Origin of the sequence: Streptomyces aurantiacus, assembly GCF_027107535.1 — a bacterium.
Lineage (GTDB): Bacteria > Actinomycetota > Actinomycetes > Streptomycetales > Streptomycetaceae > Streptomyces.
On sequence record NZ_CP114282.1, the window covers coordinates 271,551 to 289,961 of the forward strand.

The 18,411-nt window shown below is 68.2% G+C and carries 18 protein-coding genes and 2 pseudogenes; 12 read left to right on the top strand and 8 right to left on the bottom strand.

Annotated elements, in window-relative coordinates:
* Positions 1–771 precede the first annotated feature (771 nt).
* The 5 genes and pseudogenes from O1Q96_RS01225 to O1Q96_RS44160 form a co-directional block, all read left to right on the top strand.
* Positions 772–1,791, top strand: a complete 1,020-nt coding sequence (locus O1Q96_RS01225) for a bifunctional DNA primase/polymerase (protein WP_269246509.1) — start codon at positions 772–774, stop codon at positions 1,789–1,791.
* The gene (locus O1Q96_RS01230) at positions 1,788–3,320 is read left to right on the top strand and encodes a DNA primase family protein (RefSeq protein WP_269246417.1); all 1,533 of its coding nucleotides are present in this window, start codon (positions 1,788–1,790) and stop codon (positions 3,318–3,320) included. Before O1Q96_RS01225 ends, O1Q96_RS01230 begins: the two co-directional genes overlap by 4 nt.
* A 193-nt stretch (positions 3,321–3,513) precedes the next feature.
* The gene (locus tag O1Q96_RS01235) at positions 3,514–3,897 is read left to right on the top strand and encodes a DUF6009 family protein (RefSeq protein WP_269246418.1); all 384 of its coding nucleotides are present in this window, start codon (positions 3,514–3,516) and stop codon (positions 3,895–3,897) included.
* Between the two features lie 933 nt (positions 3,898–4,830).
* Positions 4,831–5,598, top strand: coding sequence for an SDR family NAD(P)-dependent oxidoreductase (locus O1Q96_RS01240; protein WP_269246419.1), 768 nt, complete (start codon positions 4,831–4,833; stop codon positions 5,596–5,598).
* Positions 5,599–6,448: 850 nt separating this feature from the next.
* Positions 6,449–6,631, top strand: a pseudogene (locus O1Q96_RS44160) (bifunctional DNA primase/polymerase); the annotation flags it as partial.
* Positions 6,632–6,733: 102 nt separating this feature from the next.
* Here O1Q96_RS44160 and O1Q96_RS01245 read toward each other — a convergent pair.
* Positions 6,734–7,783: a hypothetical protein gene (locus O1Q96_RS01245; RefSeq protein ID WP_269246420.1), complete on the bottom strand. Its 1,050-nt coding sequence runs from the start codon at positions 7,781–7,783 to the stop codon at positions 6,734–6,736.
* A 97-nt stretch (positions 7,784–7,880) separates the two neighbouring features.
* Complete coding sequence (locus O1Q96_RS01250; protein WP_269246421.1) at positions 7,881–8,522, bottom strand: hypothetical protein; 642 nt, start codon at positions 8,520–8,522, stop codon at positions 7,881–7,883.
* A 508-nt stretch (positions 8,523–9,030) separates the two neighbouring features.
* Here O1Q96_RS01250 and O1Q96_RS01255 point away from each other — a divergent pair.
* From O1Q96_RS01255 to O1Q96_RS01265, 3 genes are all read left to right on the top strand, one after another.
* On the top strand, positions 9,031–9,189 hold the full coding sequence (locus O1Q96_RS01255) for a hypothetical protein (protein WP_269246422.1): 159 nt from the start codon (positions 9,031–9,033) through the stop codon (positions 9,187–9,189).
* A gap of 77 nt (positions 9,190–9,266) precedes the next feature.
* Complete coding sequence (locus O1Q96_RS01260) at positions 9,267–9,521, top strand: hypothetical protein (RefSeq protein WP_269246423.1); 255 nt, start codon at positions 9,267–9,269, stop codon at positions 9,519–9,521.
* A complete protein-coding gene (locus O1Q96_RS01265; RefSeq protein WP_269246424.1) occupies positions 9,518–9,892 on the top strand; it encodes a PIN domain-containing protein in 375 nt (124 codons plus the stop codon). Before O1Q96_RS01260 ends, O1Q96_RS01265 begins: the two co-directional genes overlap by 4 nt.
* Positions 9,893–10,058: 166 nt before the next feature.
* On the opposite strand, the gene O1Q96_RS01270 is transcribed toward O1Q96_RS01265, so the two are convergent.
* Together O1Q96_RS01270 and O1Q96_RS01275 are read right to left on the bottom strand one after the other, a co-directional pair.
* The gene (locus O1Q96_RS01270) at positions 10,059–11,537 is read right to left on the bottom strand and encodes a hypothetical protein (RefSeq protein WP_331276012.1); all 1,479 of its coding nucleotides are present in this window, start codon (positions 11,535–11,537) and stop codon (positions 10,059–10,061) included.
* A 125-nt stretch (positions 11,538–11,662) separates the two neighbouring features.
* Positions 11,663–11,890 carry a hypothetical protein gene (locus tag O1Q96_RS01275; RefSeq protein WP_269246425.1) on the bottom strand — a complete coding sequence of 76 codons (228 nt, stop codon included), beginning with the start codon at positions 11,888–11,890 and terminating at the stop codon, positions 11,663–11,665.
* A 330-nt stretch (positions 11,891–12,220) separates the two neighbouring features.
* Between O1Q96_RS01275 and O1Q96_RS01280 the strand changes: the two are divergent.
* A pseudogene (locus tag O1Q96_RS01280) lies at positions 12,221–12,343 on the top strand (sigma factor-like helix-turn-helix DNA-binding protein); the annotation flags it as partial.
* 90 nt (positions 12,344–12,433) lie between these two features.
* Here O1Q96_RS01280 and O1Q96_RS01285 read toward each other — a convergent pair.
* Positions 12,434–12,979: a pyridoxamine 5'-phosphate oxidase family protein gene (locus tag O1Q96_RS01285; RefSeq protein WP_269246426.1), complete on the bottom strand. Its 546-nt coding sequence runs from the start codon at positions 12,977–12,979 to the stop codon at positions 12,434–12,436.
* Between the two features lie 319 nt (positions 12,980–13,298).
* Between O1Q96_RS01285 and O1Q96_RS01290 the strand changes: the two genes are divergently transcribed.
* On the top strand, positions 13,299–14,018 hold the full coding sequence (locus O1Q96_RS01290) for an IS6 family transposase (RefSeq protein ID WP_269246427.1): 720 nt from the start codon (positions 13,299–13,301) through the stop codon (positions 14,016–14,018).
* A 264-nt stretch (positions 14,019–14,282) separates the two neighbouring features.
* Here O1Q96_RS01290 and O1Q96_RS01295 read toward each other — a convergent pair whose 3' ends face one another.
* From O1Q96_RS01295 to O1Q96_RS44170, 3 genes are all read right to left on the bottom strand, one after another.
* Entirely contained in the window at positions 14,283–15,170 is an 888-nt protein-coding gene (locus tag O1Q96_RS01295) for a GNAT family N-acetyltransferase (protein ID WP_269246428.1), read from the bottom strand.
* 50 nt (positions 15,171–15,220) lie between these two features.
* Positions 15,221–15,619: a hypothetical protein gene (locus O1Q96_RS44410; RefSeq protein ID WP_269246429.1), complete on the bottom strand. Its 399-nt coding sequence runs from the start codon at positions 15,617–15,619 to the stop codon at positions 15,221–15,223.
* A 141-nt stretch (positions 15,620–15,760) separates the two neighbouring features.
* On the bottom strand, positions 15,761–15,991 hold the full coding sequence (locus O1Q96_RS44170) for an ATP-dependent DNA ligase (protein ID WP_331276013.1): 231 nt from the start codon (positions 15,989–15,991) through the stop codon (positions 15,761–15,763).
* Between the two features lie 335 nt (positions 15,992–16,326).
* Between O1Q96_RS44170 and O1Q96_RS01305 the strand changes: the two genes are divergently transcribed.
* Positions 16,327–17,232 (top strand): SDR family NAD(P)-dependent oxidoreductase, encoded by a 906-nt coding sequence (locus tag O1Q96_RS01305; RefSeq protein ID WP_269246510.1) that lies wholly within the window; start codon positions 16,327–16,329, stop codon positions 17,230–17,232.
* Between the two features lie 202 nt (positions 17,233–17,434).
* A complete protein-coding gene (locus tag O1Q96_RS01310) occupies positions 17,435–18,382 on the top strand; it encodes an alpha/beta fold hydrolase (protein ID WP_269246430.1) in 948 nt (315 codons plus the stop codon).
* Positions 18,383–18,411: the final 29 nt, after the last annotated feature.

Below are 18,411 nucleotides of genomic sequence, written 5' to 3' on the forward strand. Positions count from 1 at the left end.
CCCGGCAGGGGCCTGCCCTTACTGAGAAGGGCCTCTGCGGTTTCAGTCCCTGCCCTTCGGTCTCTTACAAACATGCAGGTCAAAGCTGCAAGCGCTGTCACCAAGGGACTGAAGGGACTGTAGTTGGAAGTTATGAACGAGTCATGTGTGCGTGTACGCGCGGGCGTGTGTACTGAGGCACATATACGTAGGTGGCTCATAATTGGAGTTCTCAGTCCCTACAGTCCCTGCCAGTGCCGCATTCCGTTCCTGAGCTGCGGAAATGTCCAGGGACTCAACGCAGGGAATCAGGTCTACGCCACCCAGTTCAGGCCCTGTCCGGAGCGAGGCCGCCGCGAGAGCCGTCCGGCGGTGGAGGCTCCGCCCCCCGCTGGGACTGGTTCGTTCATCAGTCCCTGAGCCAGGAATGCCTCTCCAGGGCTACTGATAGATGAATTACGGTCCCTCCAGACACTCTCATTAAGAACATTACGGTCATTTCTTGCGCGTCCTGCTCTCTCTTCAGAGACTCAAGGGACCGTAGGGACCCGAAAACAGATACGGCGCCACGCGGGGGAGCTGCAACCTGTCCCCGCTCGGGGGTCCTACACTCTCTTCCGAAAGCCAGTCCCTACAGTCCCTTTGGTCCCTCACTCCAGAACGCGGCCCGTACCCGGCCGGGTCTGGCAGAGGGACTGAGGGACAAGACCCTCGCCGAAGGACAGACCCGTGCCCGGCCCCGACGTGACGAGAGTGCCTGCTGCTGCTGCGCGGACCGCCACATCCCAGGCGGTGGCCCGCTGGTGTGCTGAACAGGGCTGGCCAGTCCACCCCCTCGCGACCGGCCGCAAAACGCCGGCCGCCAACTGCCCCGCCTGCAAGGACAAACACCACTCTCCCGCAGGATGCGCCTGTATCCCGGCCGGCCGCCCCTGCCACGGATTCCACGCCGCGACGACCGACACGACGCGTATCGACGCCTGGTGGTCCGATCACCCGTCCTGGGGCGTCGGTGTGGCCTGCGGCGGAGCCGACCTGATCGTCATCGATATCGACGCCCACTCCGCGGCGGTCCCTGACCGCAGCCGGCTCCTGCCCGGCATCGCCATCCACGACTCGGTGAACCTGCACGGCCTGGCCTCAGGCTTCGACACCCTGGCCCTTCTGGCAGCACTGCGCGGACAGCCCACCCCAGCCAAGGACGACAGCACCCTGCGCGTGCGCACCCCCTCCGGCGGCCTGCACGTCTGGTACCGAAACCCCCACCCGGCCACCCGGTTCCGCTGCTCCACCGGGTCCAGCACAAAGACCGCGCTCGCCTGGCAGGTCGACGTGCGGGCCGACGGCGGCTACATCGTCGCCCCCACCACCCGTACCACGCACGGCACTTACCTGCGGGAGGGGCCGTCCCACCTGCCCGCACCGCTGCCAGAGTGGCTGGGCGAGGAACTCGTGCGGACCGGACACACGATCCAGAGGCCGCCAGCCTCCTCCCGGCCCGAGATCCCCCGCAGCCGTCGTCCCAGGACCCCGGTGCGTGCGCACCGCGTCCTGGACCCGTTGCTGCTGGAGGTTGCCGAGTGCGTGACCACGCCCGAGGGAGCGGCCTTCACGGAGAAGCTCAACAAGGCCGCCTACACGGCCGGGGGACTGGCGGCCGCAGGCCACCTCGACGAAGGCGCCGCACGCGCCCTGTTGCGCGAGGCCGCTGAGACCGCGCGGCCCTGGCAGAGTGCCCGCAACGAACGCATCATTGACGACGCCCTCGCCGCCGGGTCCGCCCGCCCGCTCCACCTCGAAGGACGTTCATGAGCAGCGCCGAGACGCCGCGCTTCGACGCCACCGCCGCTGCCCAGCAGATGCTCGACCTTGAACAGACAGGGCAGCAACCGCCCGCGCTGCCCGCCCAGGCCCACACTTCTCCGCTCGCCACGCCGTCCTGGGCGCTGACGGCTCCGCTGCCCGGAACACTCACCGACCGCGGCAACGCCAAGTTGTTCGTCAAGCTCTACCGTGATCAGTTCCGCCATGTCGAAGGCCTCGGATGGTTTTCCTGGGACGGCTACCGCTGGAAGCGCACCGGTGGTGAGAAGGCCGCACTGTGGGCCGCGGGCGAGATGGCCGAGGACATGCCCGACACCGACCCCCGTGGCCTGTTCAACGACCGCGAGCTCCACCACCACAAGAAGCGCACCCTGTCGACCACCGGTATGAGGGCCCTCCTCACCCAGGCCAAAGCCTCCCCGGACCTGTCCGTGGATCCCGACACCCTCGACGGCGACCCCTACGCCCTGTGCACCCCCGCCGGCGTCGTAGACCTGAACACCGGCCTGCTGCGAAAGCCTGACCCCACCCGCGACTTCCACTCCCGCGCCACCAGCGTCGCCCCCCAGCAGACGTCCACCCCGCGCTGGCACCGCTTCCTGTACGACACCTTCGGCGACGACGCCGAAGGCCAGGAAATGATCGACTTTCTACACCTGCTGCTCGGTTACTCCATCACCGGCGACGTCGGCGCCCAGGTCCTGCCCTTCCTCCACGGACACGGCAAGAACGGCAAGAGCGTCCTGCTGGACGTCATGATCCAGATTCTGGGGGACTACGCGGACGCCGCGCCGCCCGGATTTCTCATGGACCGCGGCGCGTTCTCCGAGCACTCGACCGAACTGACCGAGCTCCACGGCCGCCGGCTGATCGTCTGCAGCGAGCTCAAGCCCAACGACAAGTTCGACGAGGCCCGCGTCCGCCTGCTGACCGGCGGAGACAAGATCAAAGCGCGCAGGATGCGGCAGGACTACTTTTCCTTCAGCCCCACCCACCACCTGTGGCTGCTCGGCAACCACCGTCCTGAGGTCTCCACCGGTGGATTCGCGTTCTGGCGCCGCATCCGCCTGCTGCCCTTCGAGCGGACAGTCCCAGACCACCGCAAAATCGACAACCTGGCGCTCGAGCTCGTCCGCGACGAAGGCCCCGGCATCCTGCAGTGGCTCATCGAGGGCGCCCGCCGCTACCTCACTACCCGAGACAACCTCGAAGGCCCCGACCGCGTCCGTATCGCGACAAGTGCCTACGCGAACACCGAGGACCACATCGGCCGCTTCCTCACCGAGTGCTGCACCCGCGACATCGAGATTCAGCCCGACCTGCGTGTCGAACAGGGCCTGCTGTACACCGCCTACGCGTCCTGGTGCAGTACCGGCGAGGGCATCCGCCCCGCCGGTACCCGTGCCTTCGCCACCCGTGTCAGGCAGGAAGTTGGCCTCGCCTCACCCGCCGACATGATCAAATCCAACGGCCGCAAGTATTACCCCGGCCTCGCCCTGCTGGACGGCCCGTCATGAACCAACTCACGCACCCTTGCGCCAAGCTGCCCCACACCAGGCCCGGCCTTCAGCAGGCCCAGCAGTGCCTACCCACCGGCATCCGCCCGACTTACCATGGACCCGCAGGGCCATGTCCGGCACCGGGCGGCTCACCACACCACGAGGCGGGCCGCGCTCGGGTCCCGCAGACGAAGAAGGAGGGGCTACAGCCATGAGCTCGCTACTGACCGAGGGCGATCTCACCCACGAAGAACACGTCGTGTGGCTGGAAGACCCCGACAACCTCGACTACGTCCGCCAGGCCCTCGACAAGACCCGCCGCCGCAACACCAAACCCCCCTACGCGCGCGACGGCCGCATGGTCGGCTACGCCCTCCTCGACGACCAGGCCGAACCCGACCCCGATAGCGGCTTGTACAAACGCCGGGTCTTCTTCCTCCTCCCGCACGACCGCGACAGCCTCCCCGGCGGCCTGTACCGCGAAGGTGCCCCCGGCGAAGCCGTGGACCCGCGCACCATCGAGGTGAAGAAGGTCGGCGAGAAGACACCCCGCTCTCAGAGCGGGCCGACCGCCATAACCGGAACCCGCTCCTGACGGCCTGCGGAAGGTGCCCGCCATCGATCGGCTCCACTCCGACCGCATGGTCGGCTACGGACGAGCCTGGGCGTCGAGGGTCTGCCGCTGCTCCGCGGGCGGTACCCGGCGACCAGCAGCCTGAGCCGGGAGACGCCGTTGCCCGTCTTCCGCATCATTTGGGCAAAGCCGGAGCTGAGCCCTCGGGGGGACCTTCGTACGGGTGATGCCGCGTTCCGCCACGAGCGGGTCATGGGTGACCAGTTTTGCGCCCGGCCTATTCCTGACGCCCCAGAAGGTGCACCAGGACGGGTGTAGGCGCCCGTCGGGAGGGCCTGTGGAGTGAAGGCGAGAGCGTCGTTGGACATCCGGACGTACGGAGGCTGGCTGCCCCATGTCGATCTTCGTGATGTCCCGTCTGTCGCCCGTCGAGGCCCCGAGCTGGCAAACGCTTGGTCGCGTTGCAGCATCCGTGGAGCATGGCGATCCCCAACCACATCCCAGGGGCTGACAGGTGCGGGCCATACCTCGAAGCGTGTGACGCCGCTCGCCTGCAGTTGCTTGCCGTACAGCGATGCAAGCGACCGAAGCGACCAGCGGCCGAACATGGTTCTGGCAGGTCCCCAGCTCACAAGCGAACCCCCGGCGTCAGTCGCTTTGGTCGCTTGTGTCCCTGTACGGCAGTTGGCGGCAGCTGAAGTCCAGCGGCCAGCACCAAGTCGGGGCCGACCAGGGCTTGTTCTCATCACACGGATGCAGGCCATTTCCGTCCCGGAGGCGGCGAGTGACTGGCTTTGCGCGTTGTGACGGTCAGAGCCAGAGACCGTGTTTGGCGTTCTGCGGAGGTGGGTTTTGGTGCTCAGGCCGCCGCGCCGCGAGACGGTGCCCATGAGTGTTGTTCCCGGCTCGGCGGCTGTGGGGTAGGGGTGCCTGCGGTCTGGGCATGGACCGGGGATGGGACGTTTTGAGGGGTACGCGGTTTTGGTCACTGGGGCGGCGCGCGGTATCGGGGCGGCGACTGCCCGCAGGTTTGTGATGGAGGGCGCCCGCGTCCTGGTCACCGACGTCGATCTGGCCGAGGCGCAGAGGACGGCCGCCGCGATCGGGTCGGCCGAGGCGTTTGTGTGTGATGTCGGCTCCCGGGAATCGGTCGAGGCTGCTGTCGCCTGCGCCGTGGAGGCGTACGGTTCGCTGGACGTGCTGGTCAACAACGCCTGCGCGTGCCACCGCGATGCCCCGCTCTTCGAAGAGGAGCCGGACGAGGTGTGGGGCCGTGACCTTGACATCACCCTGACCGGCGCCTTCCGCTGCTGTCGTGCCGCGCTCCCGCATCTGGCCGCCTCCGGCCGCGGAGCCATCGTGAACGTCGGTTCCGTCAACGGCCTGATGGACTTCGGCAATCACGCCTACAGCGCCGCAAAGGCGGGGCTCGGCTCGCTCACCCGCACCCTCGCCGGGGACGTGGCCGCACGCGGTGTTCGCGTCAACCTGGTCGCCCCGGGCACGGTCCGGACCTCGGCATGGGAGGGCCGGGAAGCCGATCTGGAGCGGGTGAGCGGCCTGTACCCGCTGGGCCGGGTCGGGGAGCCGGAGGACATCGCCGCCGCGATTGCCTTCCTCGCCTCGCGTGACGCGTCCTGGATCACGGGTACGACGTTGTGCGTGGACGGCGGACTGCTGGCCGTCAACACCGCCTTCCAGCATGCAGGTTGGGACAGCTGACGCAGCCGGTGTACTGCAGACGTCCGGCGGTTTTGTATTCGCGAGCAACAGCGAGCACGGGGCCATGAGGAGGCCGGTGACCGCGCCGACGATGGCCTCGACTGTCTCGCGCACCTGCTGTTGAAGAGGCAGCGTTCCACGCCTGCGCTACTTCATCAGAAGTGCTGGCTGGAGCGATGGGCCAGCAGGCCAGCAGACGTGGCCGATGGTCTCGGCTCCTCGCACGCGCGCATGCAAGCAAAGGAATATTCCAGTGCGGTGATAACTGCAGATGACGGCCCCGTCAGTCCCGTGGCATGCGGAAGTAGCCTTCTGACCTGGGCATATGATGTGCGGGACTGAACGGGACCAATCACGACGGGACTAACATGCGCCCAGGACTGGACGCCCGTGCCACGGGACTGCGTGACTGACGGGACTCAACTTTCGTGACACGCGGTGCCCTGCCAGCAGCCGCCCACCATGCTCGGCCAGGCTCTCCTTCGGCAAACCCGAAACGTCAGTCCCTTCAGTCCCGTTAGGCCCGCCGGGGCCTGAAGCTGACGCGAGTCAGACCCCAAAAGCCCAGCCCCGCAAGGACGATGCCTTGGCCAGCCAGTCTGCGACGACACCTGTGATGCCTACCGGGCATGGACCAGGCCACGTGGTCGCCTGCTGGTGCGCCCGACAGGGGCGGCCCGTCCACCCGCTGGCTCCCGGTCAGAAAGTCCCGCCGGCCAACAGCCCCGCCCGCCGGGACCACGCCCATCCACCGAAAACGTGCCCGTGCCATGCCAAAGGCTGCTGGTGCCACGGCTTCCATGCCGCCACCACCGGACCCGACCGCATTGACACCTGATGGCAGGAGCAGCCCCGCTTCGGCGTAGGCGTCTCGTGCGGGCCTGCGAACCTGGTCGTCTTGGACGTTGACGCCCGCGCACCCCAGGCCCCCGGCCGCTCCCGTCTCCTGCCGGGCATCGCGATCGGCCCGCACGTCAACCTCGCCGGATTGGCCACAGGCTCCGACACACTGGCCCTCCTGGCCGCCCGGCGCCGCCAGCCAGACCCCACCAAGGACGACAGCAGCGCTGCCCCAGCCACCCCGCCGCCAACCCGAACCCCCGGCCACGCGTCGGGGGTTCGGGTTGGAACGGCTTCAGCGCGCACGAGACGCCCACCCTGGCCAACCGCGACCGGCGGTCCAACCGACGCTGCCACGGCCGCATGGAGCGTCTGGAGCCCGGCGAGAGCTGGCAGGCGCGAGCCTTGCCATCACGTCGCTTGCCAGTTCTGCCACCGCTTCCAGCGACGATGCCTGTCGATGTTGAGGGACATAGCAGGAACGCTGGTTGCAGACCTCACCGTCCTTCTTGACGGCTCGGCAGTACTCGGCGTGGTCCTTGCACCGGTCCCCACCGTCGAGGGGAGCGATCCGGCAGATACGGGAGTCCTTGGCACCCGCGTAGGTACAACGTCCGAGGTCCGCGGCGCGCTCGGGACGGTGCAGATCGCACGGCAGGTCCCGGGCCTGGACGGGGCGGAAACACCAGGTTTTCGGGAGGGTCTCGTACGACAGCACAGGGTCCAGGGGCTCCATGCACAGCGGCTTCGAGAGCTGCTCGAGCCAGCTGACGAGCTCAGGCTCGTGGCTGGTGCGTGACAGATGTGCCAGGGCGCGCAGAAGATCCGGTGTGGCCTCGATGTACCACTCGTCGTACTGGTGGCCGTTGATGTAGCCGGGTTGCGGACGGAGCCGAGCAGCAGCCTCGAAAACCGCCGCAATGCTGCCGGTGATCTCGCCCGGTGCGCCCGTCGTACCAGCTTCCTCCGCGCGATCGACTGGCTCGCCGTCGTGGGCGACATCCACGCGGTGCGCCCGGACGTGGGCGGCATCCCGGACGATGTCGAAGCGGCGCAGTTCGGGTGTCTCGTAGGCGGTGACGTCCGGGGTGTCATGGAGTGTGCAGTGCTGGGCGAGCCAACGATCAGTATCGACCGTCTCGCCGGAGCTCAGGGAGCCGTACGCCTGGACGTACCCGGCGGAGCCGAGCTGGAACTCATGAAGCCCAAGCAGCTGCCCGTACTCAACCGGGTTCTGACAACGGCTGCCCTTCTTGGTGCGAGCAACGCACTGCAATGCGTGAGCATCCCCGCTGGGATTGACCCACAGGCGGCCGCGCAACACGACGAGCTGCCGTGGCTCCATGACGCTACTCCGTTCGCTTCCACTGATTCCGAGAGTGTGCGGACAGGCACGTGAAGCGGCCTCGCTCCGTTCCTGAGCCGAAGGCCGGCCACTGCGGTCAGTCCTCAGTGCGGGTGCACAGGTGACCCGCCGGACACGCCTCGCACCCCTTCTCATCGACGGCACCGGACGCCAGGGCCGCGGCGAACAGCTCCCTGGCGTGCGCAGTGCCGTTCATTCCCTCGCGCCGGCTGTACGCCTCAGGGTCGGGCTTCTCCAGTCGAGACCGGCACATCCGCAGATACGCCACGGCCCCAGCAACCTCGAGGGGCAGTTCCTCCCAGATGCGGTTCGGCATACAGGTCATCGCGGTGACCGCGTCGGGGTCTCCCTGGAACCGCCAGGGCTGCCCGGGCTCCTCGGGTCTCTTGGCAACCACGCGGATGAAGGCGATGTCGTGCTCGTCGTCCGTATCGACGAGCAGCGCTCCCAGCGCATGCAGGTCGTGGAGCGACTGGCGAATGTTGCCCGTGGAGCCGAACCTCGCCGCTGCCTCTGCGAGGGGCAGGAGAGTGCCCTCCTCGCCGTCCCCGAAAATCGGAAGCTGGCCGGCGTCGATGAGGTCATCCAGATACAAGGCGGCCTTCGGTACCTTGTTGCCGTACAGAGGACCGAGACGAGCCAGACGCTTCATCAGAGCGCGGGCTTCGTCACTGACCCGCGGATCGTCGATCTGGTCCGGGTTCATGCCAGCGGTCACCCGATACCACTCCTCGTAACCTTCGCCAGGCGGCTGGAGCTCCTGGAGGGTGTACTGACGCGGAACGCGAGGCCGACGCGGCTTCCCCGGCTTCGTCCTGCCCATCACAACTCCTCGCGTGGTCTCTGTATGGGGCGCACCAAACACAACGCTCAGCGCCACGGCAGGGTGCTGCGCCATCCGGGTGTGCCCTTCATCAGGAGGGTGCGGTGTAGGTGCTCGCGCGCCACGCTTCCACACGCCCTGGTCCCGCCCGCCGGTCCGGCAGGCGATGGAGTCGCGGGCGACCCGGAGGGCGAGGGCGCGCGGATCGCGTCCGTCGGCTCGATCAAGGGTGGCGGCCGGGCTGCGGGAGGCGATGGACGATGCCTCCCAGCGTCGCCGCCCCGGCGGCAGCGCCGCGTCCGGAGCGCACCAGACCGACGTTGCTGACGACGCGCCAGGCGAGGTGAACTGGGCGTCGGCGTTGCCCGCGACGCTAGAGGCCCAGCCTCCTACGGTTCGCATCATGACAGAAGTGATCTTGATGTACGGCCCGGCGCACGGGCGGACTCTCACCACCGAAGCAGCAGAAGGAGAGGTGCTGCGTGAGGCCGGCTGGAGCTACCAGCTGACCAACGACCTTGACGATCATGGAAGACGCATCGCCAAGGCGTACATGGACTGATAGATCATCCAGGTCGGGGCAGCGCCGTCCTCGATTGGCACTGCCCCGGCAGTTCTACCGGCGGTAGAATCCTCGGCATGAGCAAGCCGACGAGCATCAAGACCAGCGAGGAAGTGCGCAACCGGCTGCGTATCCTCGCCGACGAGCGCGGCACCACCATCACCGAGCTGCTGGAAGAGCTGGCCACGCGCGAGCTCACGGAAACCGAGCGGGAGCAGCGTGCTGTTGAGGCCGCCCGCGAACTCGGCATTGAGTACACCGAGCAGGTCCAGCAGGTCGGCCAGGATGCCTGGGCGAAGATCCGCGCCCACCAGGGCGGCGCCGCGGCATGAACCTGACGGCCGTCCTGGACCACACGGCTCTGGCCGCCCTGTACCGCGCGGACTCCTTCTTCACGGGCCTCTACATCGAGGCCTCGCGCGGCACCGGTCGCGTCATCATCCCCTCCCTCTCCGTGCTCGCTGCCGAACGGCAGGTTGCGGGGGCAGGCAAGCATGCGGCATCACTGCGGTTCGCGGAGAACGTTCCGTTCACCGCAGCGCACGCAGTGGATGCAATGGACTGGAGAAACGTGGACTGGCCGGTGGCCCACGCTGCTGCGATCGCCTGGCACGCGGTGAAAGCGGGAGAGCCGCTGACGGTCCTGTCGCTGGAGCCTGAGTTGTACGCGGGTACCGGCATCACTCCGCTGAACCCCACTTGACCCGGGCCGTCTCGGACGAAGGGGGGGGCCGTTTCCCGCGGGAAACGGCCCCCCTTCTTTGGTCAGCGCCCGGCGTGCAGGTGCGCCTGGCGGGCGACGACCAGGCCACGCCAGCGTCTGCGAGTTGTCGAGCCACCGGACTCCGGAAGTCTGATCGACAGGCATGTCAGCCATGAACGGGGCGATGTCGCTGTAGTAGGCGTATTCGCCGCTGGGGGTGCTCTCCCGCAGCCGGGCGATCGCGGTGGCCGTCTGGGCGTCGGCGTGGTGGAAGGCGAGCATGAGGTCCAGGGTGAGTTCGGCGTAGGTCACGCCCGCCGTTCGGATGTCGGCCCGTAGAACTTGGGCGCGGTCGTCGATATCCGCGTCGTCGCGGCCGGCGTCGCGGACCAGGGCGGCGATGCGGGTGGTCAGGGTGGTGGCGCGCAGATCGAGGCCGGTCAGCAGCTGACTTGCGAGGGCGAGTTGCCGTCGGCGGCCGCGGGGTTGGTGAAGGCGAGGGCGAAGGCGCGCTGGGCCTGGCTGGTGTCGCGTTCGCCGGCGATCCCGTGCTGTTCGGCTTCGTCGCGTGCGGCGGCGTACGCGACGGCCGCGCGGTCCATGTCGCCGTGGGGCCACCAGGGTCGCCTTCGACGCGGTGGTGGCGGCCTTCCCAGCCCAGGTTGCGGGCGATGGCCAGGGCGGTGGGGAAGCCGCCGACGGTGCGGGCGAGGTGGGCGAGGTGGGCGAGTCCGCGGCGGGCGGCCGGGGCGAGGCGGGTGTCGCCGTCGGCGACGGTCTGCATGCCTGCCTGGGAGGCTGCGCTGTCACCAAGGTCGCGGTGGGCTTTGGCCCGGTAGTAGAGGGCCATGTGCTGCAGGTCGTCGGGAAGCAGGCGGCTGTCGACGACCGCAGTAAGCCGGGCGGCGGTGCGGGAGCGGTGCTCGTGTTGGCGCCGGTCTAGCGCGCTGAGGAGTTCTACCAGGGCGTCGGCAGCCACGCTCAGGCCGGTGTCGGTGTCGGTGCCGGTGTCTGGTGGGGCGAGGGGCTCCCAGATCGAGTCGCTGATGTAGGTCCAGGCGGCAGGGGTGAGCCAGTCGAGGGCCAGGCGGTGGTCGCGGGCCAGGCGCAGGCCTTGGCGCAGGCAGGCGATCAGCAGCAGCCGGTCCGGGCCGGGCGCGTTCTGGTAGGTGTCGCCCAGGGTGGTGAGAGCGCGCTGGGCGGCCTGGTGCCAGTCGCGCTCGCTCCAGCGGTCGTCGGTGGTGGCGTCGGCGTTGCGTACCGCGGAGCGGATCAGTCCGTGGAGGTGGAACGGCCACAGGCCGAAGGGGTCCTCACGGACGAAGGGCCGCTCCGTCAGCCGCAGGGCGGGCCCTTCGTGGGCGAGGCCGACGGCCCGGGTGGCGAGGGGCACGTCGAAGGCGTCCAGCAGGCTGACCGAGCGCAGGACGTGGCGTTCGTCGGGAGTGAGGTCGGACAGGGTGCGGGCGACCAGGGCGGGGAAGTCATGGTCGAAGTCGACGGGCTGCGGGGTACGGCCGACGCGGTGCAGCTCAAGGAACCGGGCGACGGACAGATCGAGGTACAGGGGCAGGCCGTGCGATCGGGCGGTAATGACCTGCCGGACGCACACGGAGAACGCACTCGAAGCTGTGCAATATCTCATGATCTATGACGTTATGTGACGGATGACAGAGGCGGCCTACATGTAGGCGTCCCAGGCGTCGGTGAGGGTCACGGCCAGACGGACGGTGATGCCGTCGGCCCCCTGACGCCCGCCGGCGCTCTTGCCTACGGCCTGTCCTCGGTCAGCTGGCTGGCGGTGTTCTCGATCCAAAGCAGCGTCCACTCGACTCCGGACCGCCATCCGGGTTCCGCACCGTCATACCGGCCTTCGGCGTCGGTGCGCACGTTGGCGGCGAGGGCGCGCAGATCCTTCTGCAGTCCTTGCCGCCGGGCCGTGTCCATGGCCTGGCGCATCTCGTCAGTAATGTCACCAGGGCGGAGTTCGTCGCTCATCGACCCACCTTGGACGAACGCCTCTGTGGATGGCCATACCGCGAGGTCACCAAGCTGAATAGCCGTAGGGAGAAACCCTGGTCAGCCGGTGATCATCCGTGGCAGGCTCGTGGTCTCCACACACCGCTTCTCATGCACGCCACGTGCATGAGAAGCGGTTGTGAGGACGTCCTTGATGGCATCAGCGCAATCTGTGCCCCCACCCCCAGTGGGACTGTGCGCCGTAGGTGGCGGATGAGCGCTCTGCTTGGCGGAACTGAGAGTTGTAGTTGGCGGGACGCGCAGCGTAAAGGGCCTGAAAAGGAACCACCTCTTCAGCCCCTTTCGTCCACGCTCACGGAGGTCGGCAAGCAGCACGGCCTGACGCGCGAGCGCATCCGCCAGATCGAGAAGCACGCGCTGGTCGAGCTGAAGAAGCTCGCCCGCGATACGGGCTTCGAGTCCGCGGCGTAACCCCGGGCGGGGCTTGTGCCCCGCCCCTCACAGACAGCCCCCAGCACGCCTTCCCCCTGGCGGCCGGCGGCTTCCTTGTGCGCAGGCCCGCTAGAAGGTGTAGCGGGTGTGGCTGAACACCTGGCCGTCGTGCCCGAAGCCGTACGCCGTGCCGGGTGCCACCGCGAACAGCAGGTCGTTGCCCTTGCGGATGCTGTCGCCGAAGCCGTGGAAGATCCCCTCCGGCGAGGTGATGTGGTCCCCGTACTGCGCCTCGAACGCGGCGATGACCTCGTCCTGCCGCGCCGGATCCGTCACCCGCTCCGCCATGCCCTCGATCACGATGTCGAGGCCCTCGGAGAGTGAGTTGTGCCCTGTGGTGAGTGCGCAGTGGGCATTGCCGGCCAGGTTCTTCGCCTTCTGCTCACCCAGCCCGGTGCTGAAGTGCAGCGCCCCGTCGTGCCAGGCGGCGATCAGCGGCGTGACGTGCAGCCGGCCGTCCGGCCGGACCGTGGTGATCCAGAAGACCTCGGAGGCGCGCAGCCGGCGTTGGGCCTCCGCCCAGTCGGTGGCAGCGACGTTCTCCGCGCCCGGGCGCGGGTTGAGCGCGGAGCTGTAGCGGGCGTCGAGCTCGGTCTTGGGCTGCTTCGGCGTCATGCGGAACTCCTTTCCACATCCTGCAACGAAGGCTACGCAGTCCGGCCCGGCGGCGCTCAGGCCCGGCTCCTGGCAGAGATCAATGAGCACGAGGAACAGCACAAGTCAGTTCCGCCAAGTAGAGCGCTCATCCGCCACCTACGGCGCACAGTCACATCAGTGAGCCTGACGGCATCCGCCGCCCTGGCGGGCGGACCCGACGTATGGACCTGTGACGCGCTGGGCATGCCCACCACCTCTCGTACCGCTTGCTGGCGCTGTCACGTTGGCTGACCAGGTGGGATGATCTCCGGGTTGAACACGCTGGGAAGGATCGTCCGTGGACAGTGCGTCGCCGTCGTACAAGGGGCATCGCTACCCGGTCGAGGTCATCTCCCAGTGCGTGTGGCTGTACTTCCGCTTTCCGCCGTCGTTCCGCGAGGTGGAGGAGCTGATGCTCCAGCGCGGCGTCATCGTCTCGTACGAGACCGTGCGCCGCTGGTGCGCCATGTTTGGTCAGGCGTATGCGAACGGACTGCGCAGCCGCCGGCCCCGGCCCGGGGACAAATGGCATTTGGACGAGGTGCGCATCAAGGTCAACGGCGAGCTGAAGTATCTGTGGCGAGCCGTCGACGTCGGCGGCAACGTCCTCGACATCCTCGTGCAGAACCGGCGGGACAGGGCCGCCGCCAGGCGGTTCTTCCGCCACCTGATGAAGAAGACGCGTGCGGTGCCGCGGATGGTGGTCACCGACAAGCTGCGCTCCTACCGCGCCGCCCACCGCGAGGTCATGCCCTCCGTCGAGCACCGCTGTCACAACGGATTGAACAACCGGGCCGAGAACAGCCACCAGCCCACGCGGCAGCGGGAACGCGCGATGAAGGGCTTTCGCTCCGTCGGCGGGGCGCAGCGGTTTCTGTCCGCGTTCACCGGCATCTCGCCGCACTTCCGGCCCCACCGTCACCTGATGCCCGCACATCACTACCGAGCCGAGATGACCGTCCGCTTCGCCATCTGGGATCAGATCACCGGCGCCGCTGGCCGGCCCACCACGGCCTGAACACAGGACCGGACCCGGGGTCCATCACGCCCCGACACGCCGTCAGGCAATCACGTACCCAACAACATGACAACGCCAGCAGCAGCGAGCCCACTGCTGTCGGCGGGCCGGTGACCGCGCCGACGATGGCCTCGGTCGTCTCCCGCACCTACTGGCGAAGAGACAGTATTCGATTCGGGCACTATTCGCGCTGCGGTCCGCGGCAGATGGTGCGCACAGCCCGCCGTATCGCCGATGCGGCAGGCCGTTGTCCAGGGGCGCCCGTCATCCGGCCTCTGGTGCGCCGTAGGAGAACCTGTGTCCGGCGAAGTCGGCGAGATGGACGTAGCCGATGCGCTGGTAGAGGGCGTTGCTCGTGGGGTTGTCCGGGTCTGTGAACAGGACGACGTCCGTCGCCCCTGCGGCCTGTGCGGCCCTGCTCGCCTCGACCGTCACAGCTCCGGCGTAGCCGCGGCCGCGGAGGTGGGCCGGGGTATAGACGGGATCCACCCGGACCATGCCGCCGACGACCGAGGTCGAGGCCGCCATCGAGACGGGGACGCCCTCCGGGGTCTCCCAGAACATGAAGTGCCTGTCGCCGAAACGCGAGTCCTCCCAGGATCCGGCGTCGATCAAGTCGATGGAACGCTGCTCCCCGACGTCGACGCAGAACTCACGGCACCAGCGCACGATTTGGGCACGGTCCTTACTACCCGTGAGGCGGCCCTCGCCCTCCGGGCGCTGCGGCGGTGGGATGAGCGTGCCGAGACGGTAGAGATGCGTCTTCCAGAAAGGTACCGACGCCGCGCCCGTCTGCTTCTGCCATGACTCGGAGAAGGCGCCAGCGGTGTCGTGCTCCGCGATGACATGAGCGGGTGAGTGCCCCAGGCCGGCCAGGTGCGCAGCGAGGGTGTCGGTCTGCTCGGCAGAGAGCGGAGTGAGGCCCAGGCGTCCGAGCGGGGTGAGATAGAAGATCGCGCGAACCTCACCCTGTGACTCTAGTCGGCCGAAAACGGCGGCTTCGTCGTCGGACTCGGCCGCCCTGTGTGTCCGCAGCTTCTCGATGTCCGTCAGCGGCGTGTTGTGCAGAGCAGCGCGCGAGCGCAGGAAGTGCCCAGCTCGGGCAAGGAAGGCGTCGACGTCCTGGGTGAGGTGCCAGTCATCCGGATGCATGCTTCATGTTCCCGGACGACCTCGACTCGGGGCCGCTCCTTCAACTCCTTTCAGCCACGTCCCGTTCCTCTCATTTGGTGCGGGCGCGGGCGAGTCGCGGCCAGGTAGTCGGACCAGTTCTCGCCGGCCAAGGCTGCGAAGCGTTCCGCGGTTCTCGGCTGGATGCCGATCAAGTCGGAGAGCACGACGGGTGGCAGGTCGGCGAGCGCTTGCATCATGGCCGTGTTCCGGGCTGCGCGGGCGGGGCGGCACGGGTACAGCCCGGTGAACACCTCGAACCGGTTGATCAGACGCAGCCGTGGTTCGTTCGTCGACGCCTTCAGGAACCGGGCGTGTTGCTGCCGGGCCCAGCCCTCCTTCATCGCCGTGAACACCGCTGCTTCCGGGGCCAGGTGTACGACGTTCGGAGCGAGGAGGAGACGCGCCGAACCGGGTGCCTCAGCGACCATGGCGGCTGTTGTATCAAACGCATCAATGTTGCGTCTATCGCTACCGTCCTGGTCGCGGCTCCGCTGTGACGCCGACAGGGCAAGGGAGTTGGGGGAGTGATCAGCGGAAACGGCGATTCCGGCGAGCCGCAGGATGTTGCATCAACTACAATTCATCGCGTTTGTGTACTTTAGCCACCCTCTGACCGAGGACCGGTACGAACTGCCGAGCCTCTTGAAGACGACGCCCTCCAGACCGACCGCGTTCCATGAGCACAACCACTTGCGCACGGTGTCCGGGCCGGTGGTCGAGGAGCACAGGACCCACGGCGCCGTCAGCTGGTGCTCGCGGAACACTTCCTCAAGTGCGGCCCGCCGTCGCTCGCACGCCATGCCAGGGTGGTGATGCCCGCCAGGCGCAGGACGTCGAATGCGGAAGCGCGCGGTTTCTCGGACTCGAACGCACACGACCCGGTGCGTCGCCTGGCTGATTGCGCTGGCCTGTGCCGGGGTTCGTCGTGGGACGCCTGGAAACGTTGGGAGCCCGTGGAGTGGTCACGGGCAGACGGTGCGTGCCCTGAGCGGGTGTGGGGTCGTTGTCGACGAAGGCGATATCTCGGCCGGGGCCGGGACCAGACCCTGTCGGGGGCGGGACGTCTACTGGCATACCCATGGAGCGACACGTGAATGAGTAGACGGGCGGTGCCGGTTGGTCGGCCAGCGTGTTGGTGACGGGTGCGACCAGTGGGATCGGGCTGGCCACTGCTCTGCTCCTTGCCCGTCAGGGCCGACGGGTGATCGGGACTGCCCGCTCGCAGGACAAGGCTGACGCGCTGGTGCGCACTGCCCGCGACCAGGGGCTGGTGTTGGACACGGTGGTCATGGACCTCATTGACCCGGTGTCCTGCCGCAAGGCTGCCGGGAGAGTGGCCGAACTCACCGATGGTGGCCCCGATGCGTTGGTGGCCAATGCCGGGATCCCGCTGACGGGTGCGATCACTGATGTGTCGGAGGACCGGATCCGCGAGGTGATGGAGGTCAACGTCGTGGGCACGCTGCGTATGTGCGGCCTGGTGTTGCCTGCGATGCGTGAGCGGGGCAGGGGACGGATCGTGACCGTCTCCTCGGCCGCCGCTCGGATTCCGTCACCGATGAACGGCTGGTATTCCGCGAGCAAGCACGCGCTCAGCGCGGCGACGCACAGCTTGCGCATGGAGATGCGCCGCTACGGCGTGCAGGTGGTCCTCGTCGAGCCCGGCACGGTCGCGACCCCGTTCTGGGACCGGGCCCAGGAGGATCTGTCCGCCCTGGCTACTGGCGAGGCCGACTCCGAGGTCCATGACCGGGCCGCGAGTCTCTTCTCCCGCATCCAGCGGTCGGCCGGCGGACCGCAACCGGTGGCCCGCACCATCGCCAGGGCTCTGCGTGTCCGGCGCCCGCGTCGCAGGTACACCGTCGGCGTCGACGCGCATCTGGGCACCGCCCTGCAATGTGCGGCGCCTCTGTGGTGCAGCGATCACGTCAAGAGCCGGCTGTTCGCCCTCCACACCCCGGCCGGCACTGCACCGGCAGCCGCCCCGATCGGGCAGACGAGCGGCAGCAGCAACGCTCCGCAGGCGCAGCACAGAACCTGACGACCCCGCGGCGGCCCGTCCGCGGTGAAGGGCCTCGACCGAACGAACGCACCTGCCCCGGACCCACGTTCAGGCCGGGCACTGCCCCCGCCCTCCGCGTGACGCCGCGCCGCCAAGATCGTTGTACCTGATGGCGCGTACGCCGCCGTGGCCGGTGCGAGGCCGAGGCCCTTGAGGGGTCACATGAACCAGGAGAGCGTCCTTGGCCTTCGAAGAGTTCGTGGTGTCCAGCTACGGCGGATACAAGTCCGAGGGCCGCACGCTGCGGCACGGCGACCCCGCGGCTGAAACGGTCGTGCTGATCGGTGGGGCCCTCCAGCGCAAGACGGCATGGGGCCGTTTCGAGGTGGCGCTGGCCCAAACGTTTCACATGTTCACGGTGGACCTGCCCGGGTGGGGTGACGCGGACACGCTGCCCGCCTCCCATGGGCTGGACTTCCTCGCAGGTGCCCTGCACGACCTGCTGGAGGCGGCTGGGCACCGGCAGGTGCATGTGCTCGGCGCTTCGTACGGTTCGGGCATCGCCCACCGCTATGCCCAGACCTATCCCCAGGCGGTGCGCAGCCTGGTGCTGGCGGGACCGCTCTTGTGGGTCCCCGACGCGGTCCGGGAAGATCTGCGGCGCAGCGTGGATCTATTGGCAGGCGAGCGGATGGAGGCGTTCGCCGAATTGAGCGCCGACACCATCCTGCGCTCCACGCCGGGCGAGCGAGTGACCCGCCAGTCGGCGGTGCGCCGCATCCTGCGTTCCATGTTCCGTGACATCGGTGAGGCGGACCGGGAGAAATACCGGAACAACACTTTGAGGTTGCTGGAACAGGCGCCGTCGCCACACCCGCCGATCACCGCGCCCGTCATGGTGGCCACCGGCGAGCACGACCTCTTCACTCCACCCGACCTGTGCCGCGAAGTGGCTTCAGCCTGCGCCGACGCCCGCGTCGTGCTGGTGCACTGCGCCGACCACGCGATGCATCTGGAACTCCCCGACCTGGCTGGCGACCTGCTGACCCGCTTCGCGACCGGGCAGTCCCTCGACGGCCTCGCCTACTGCCACCCGATCGAATATTTCGACTCTTCCATCGCTGGGCGCCGCGATGTGCGCGACGCCCAGCGCCGGGCCGTAGGGCCCCTTCCCGCGGCCGTCGTGTGAACTCCGTGGCCACCGCCACGCCCCCCGAC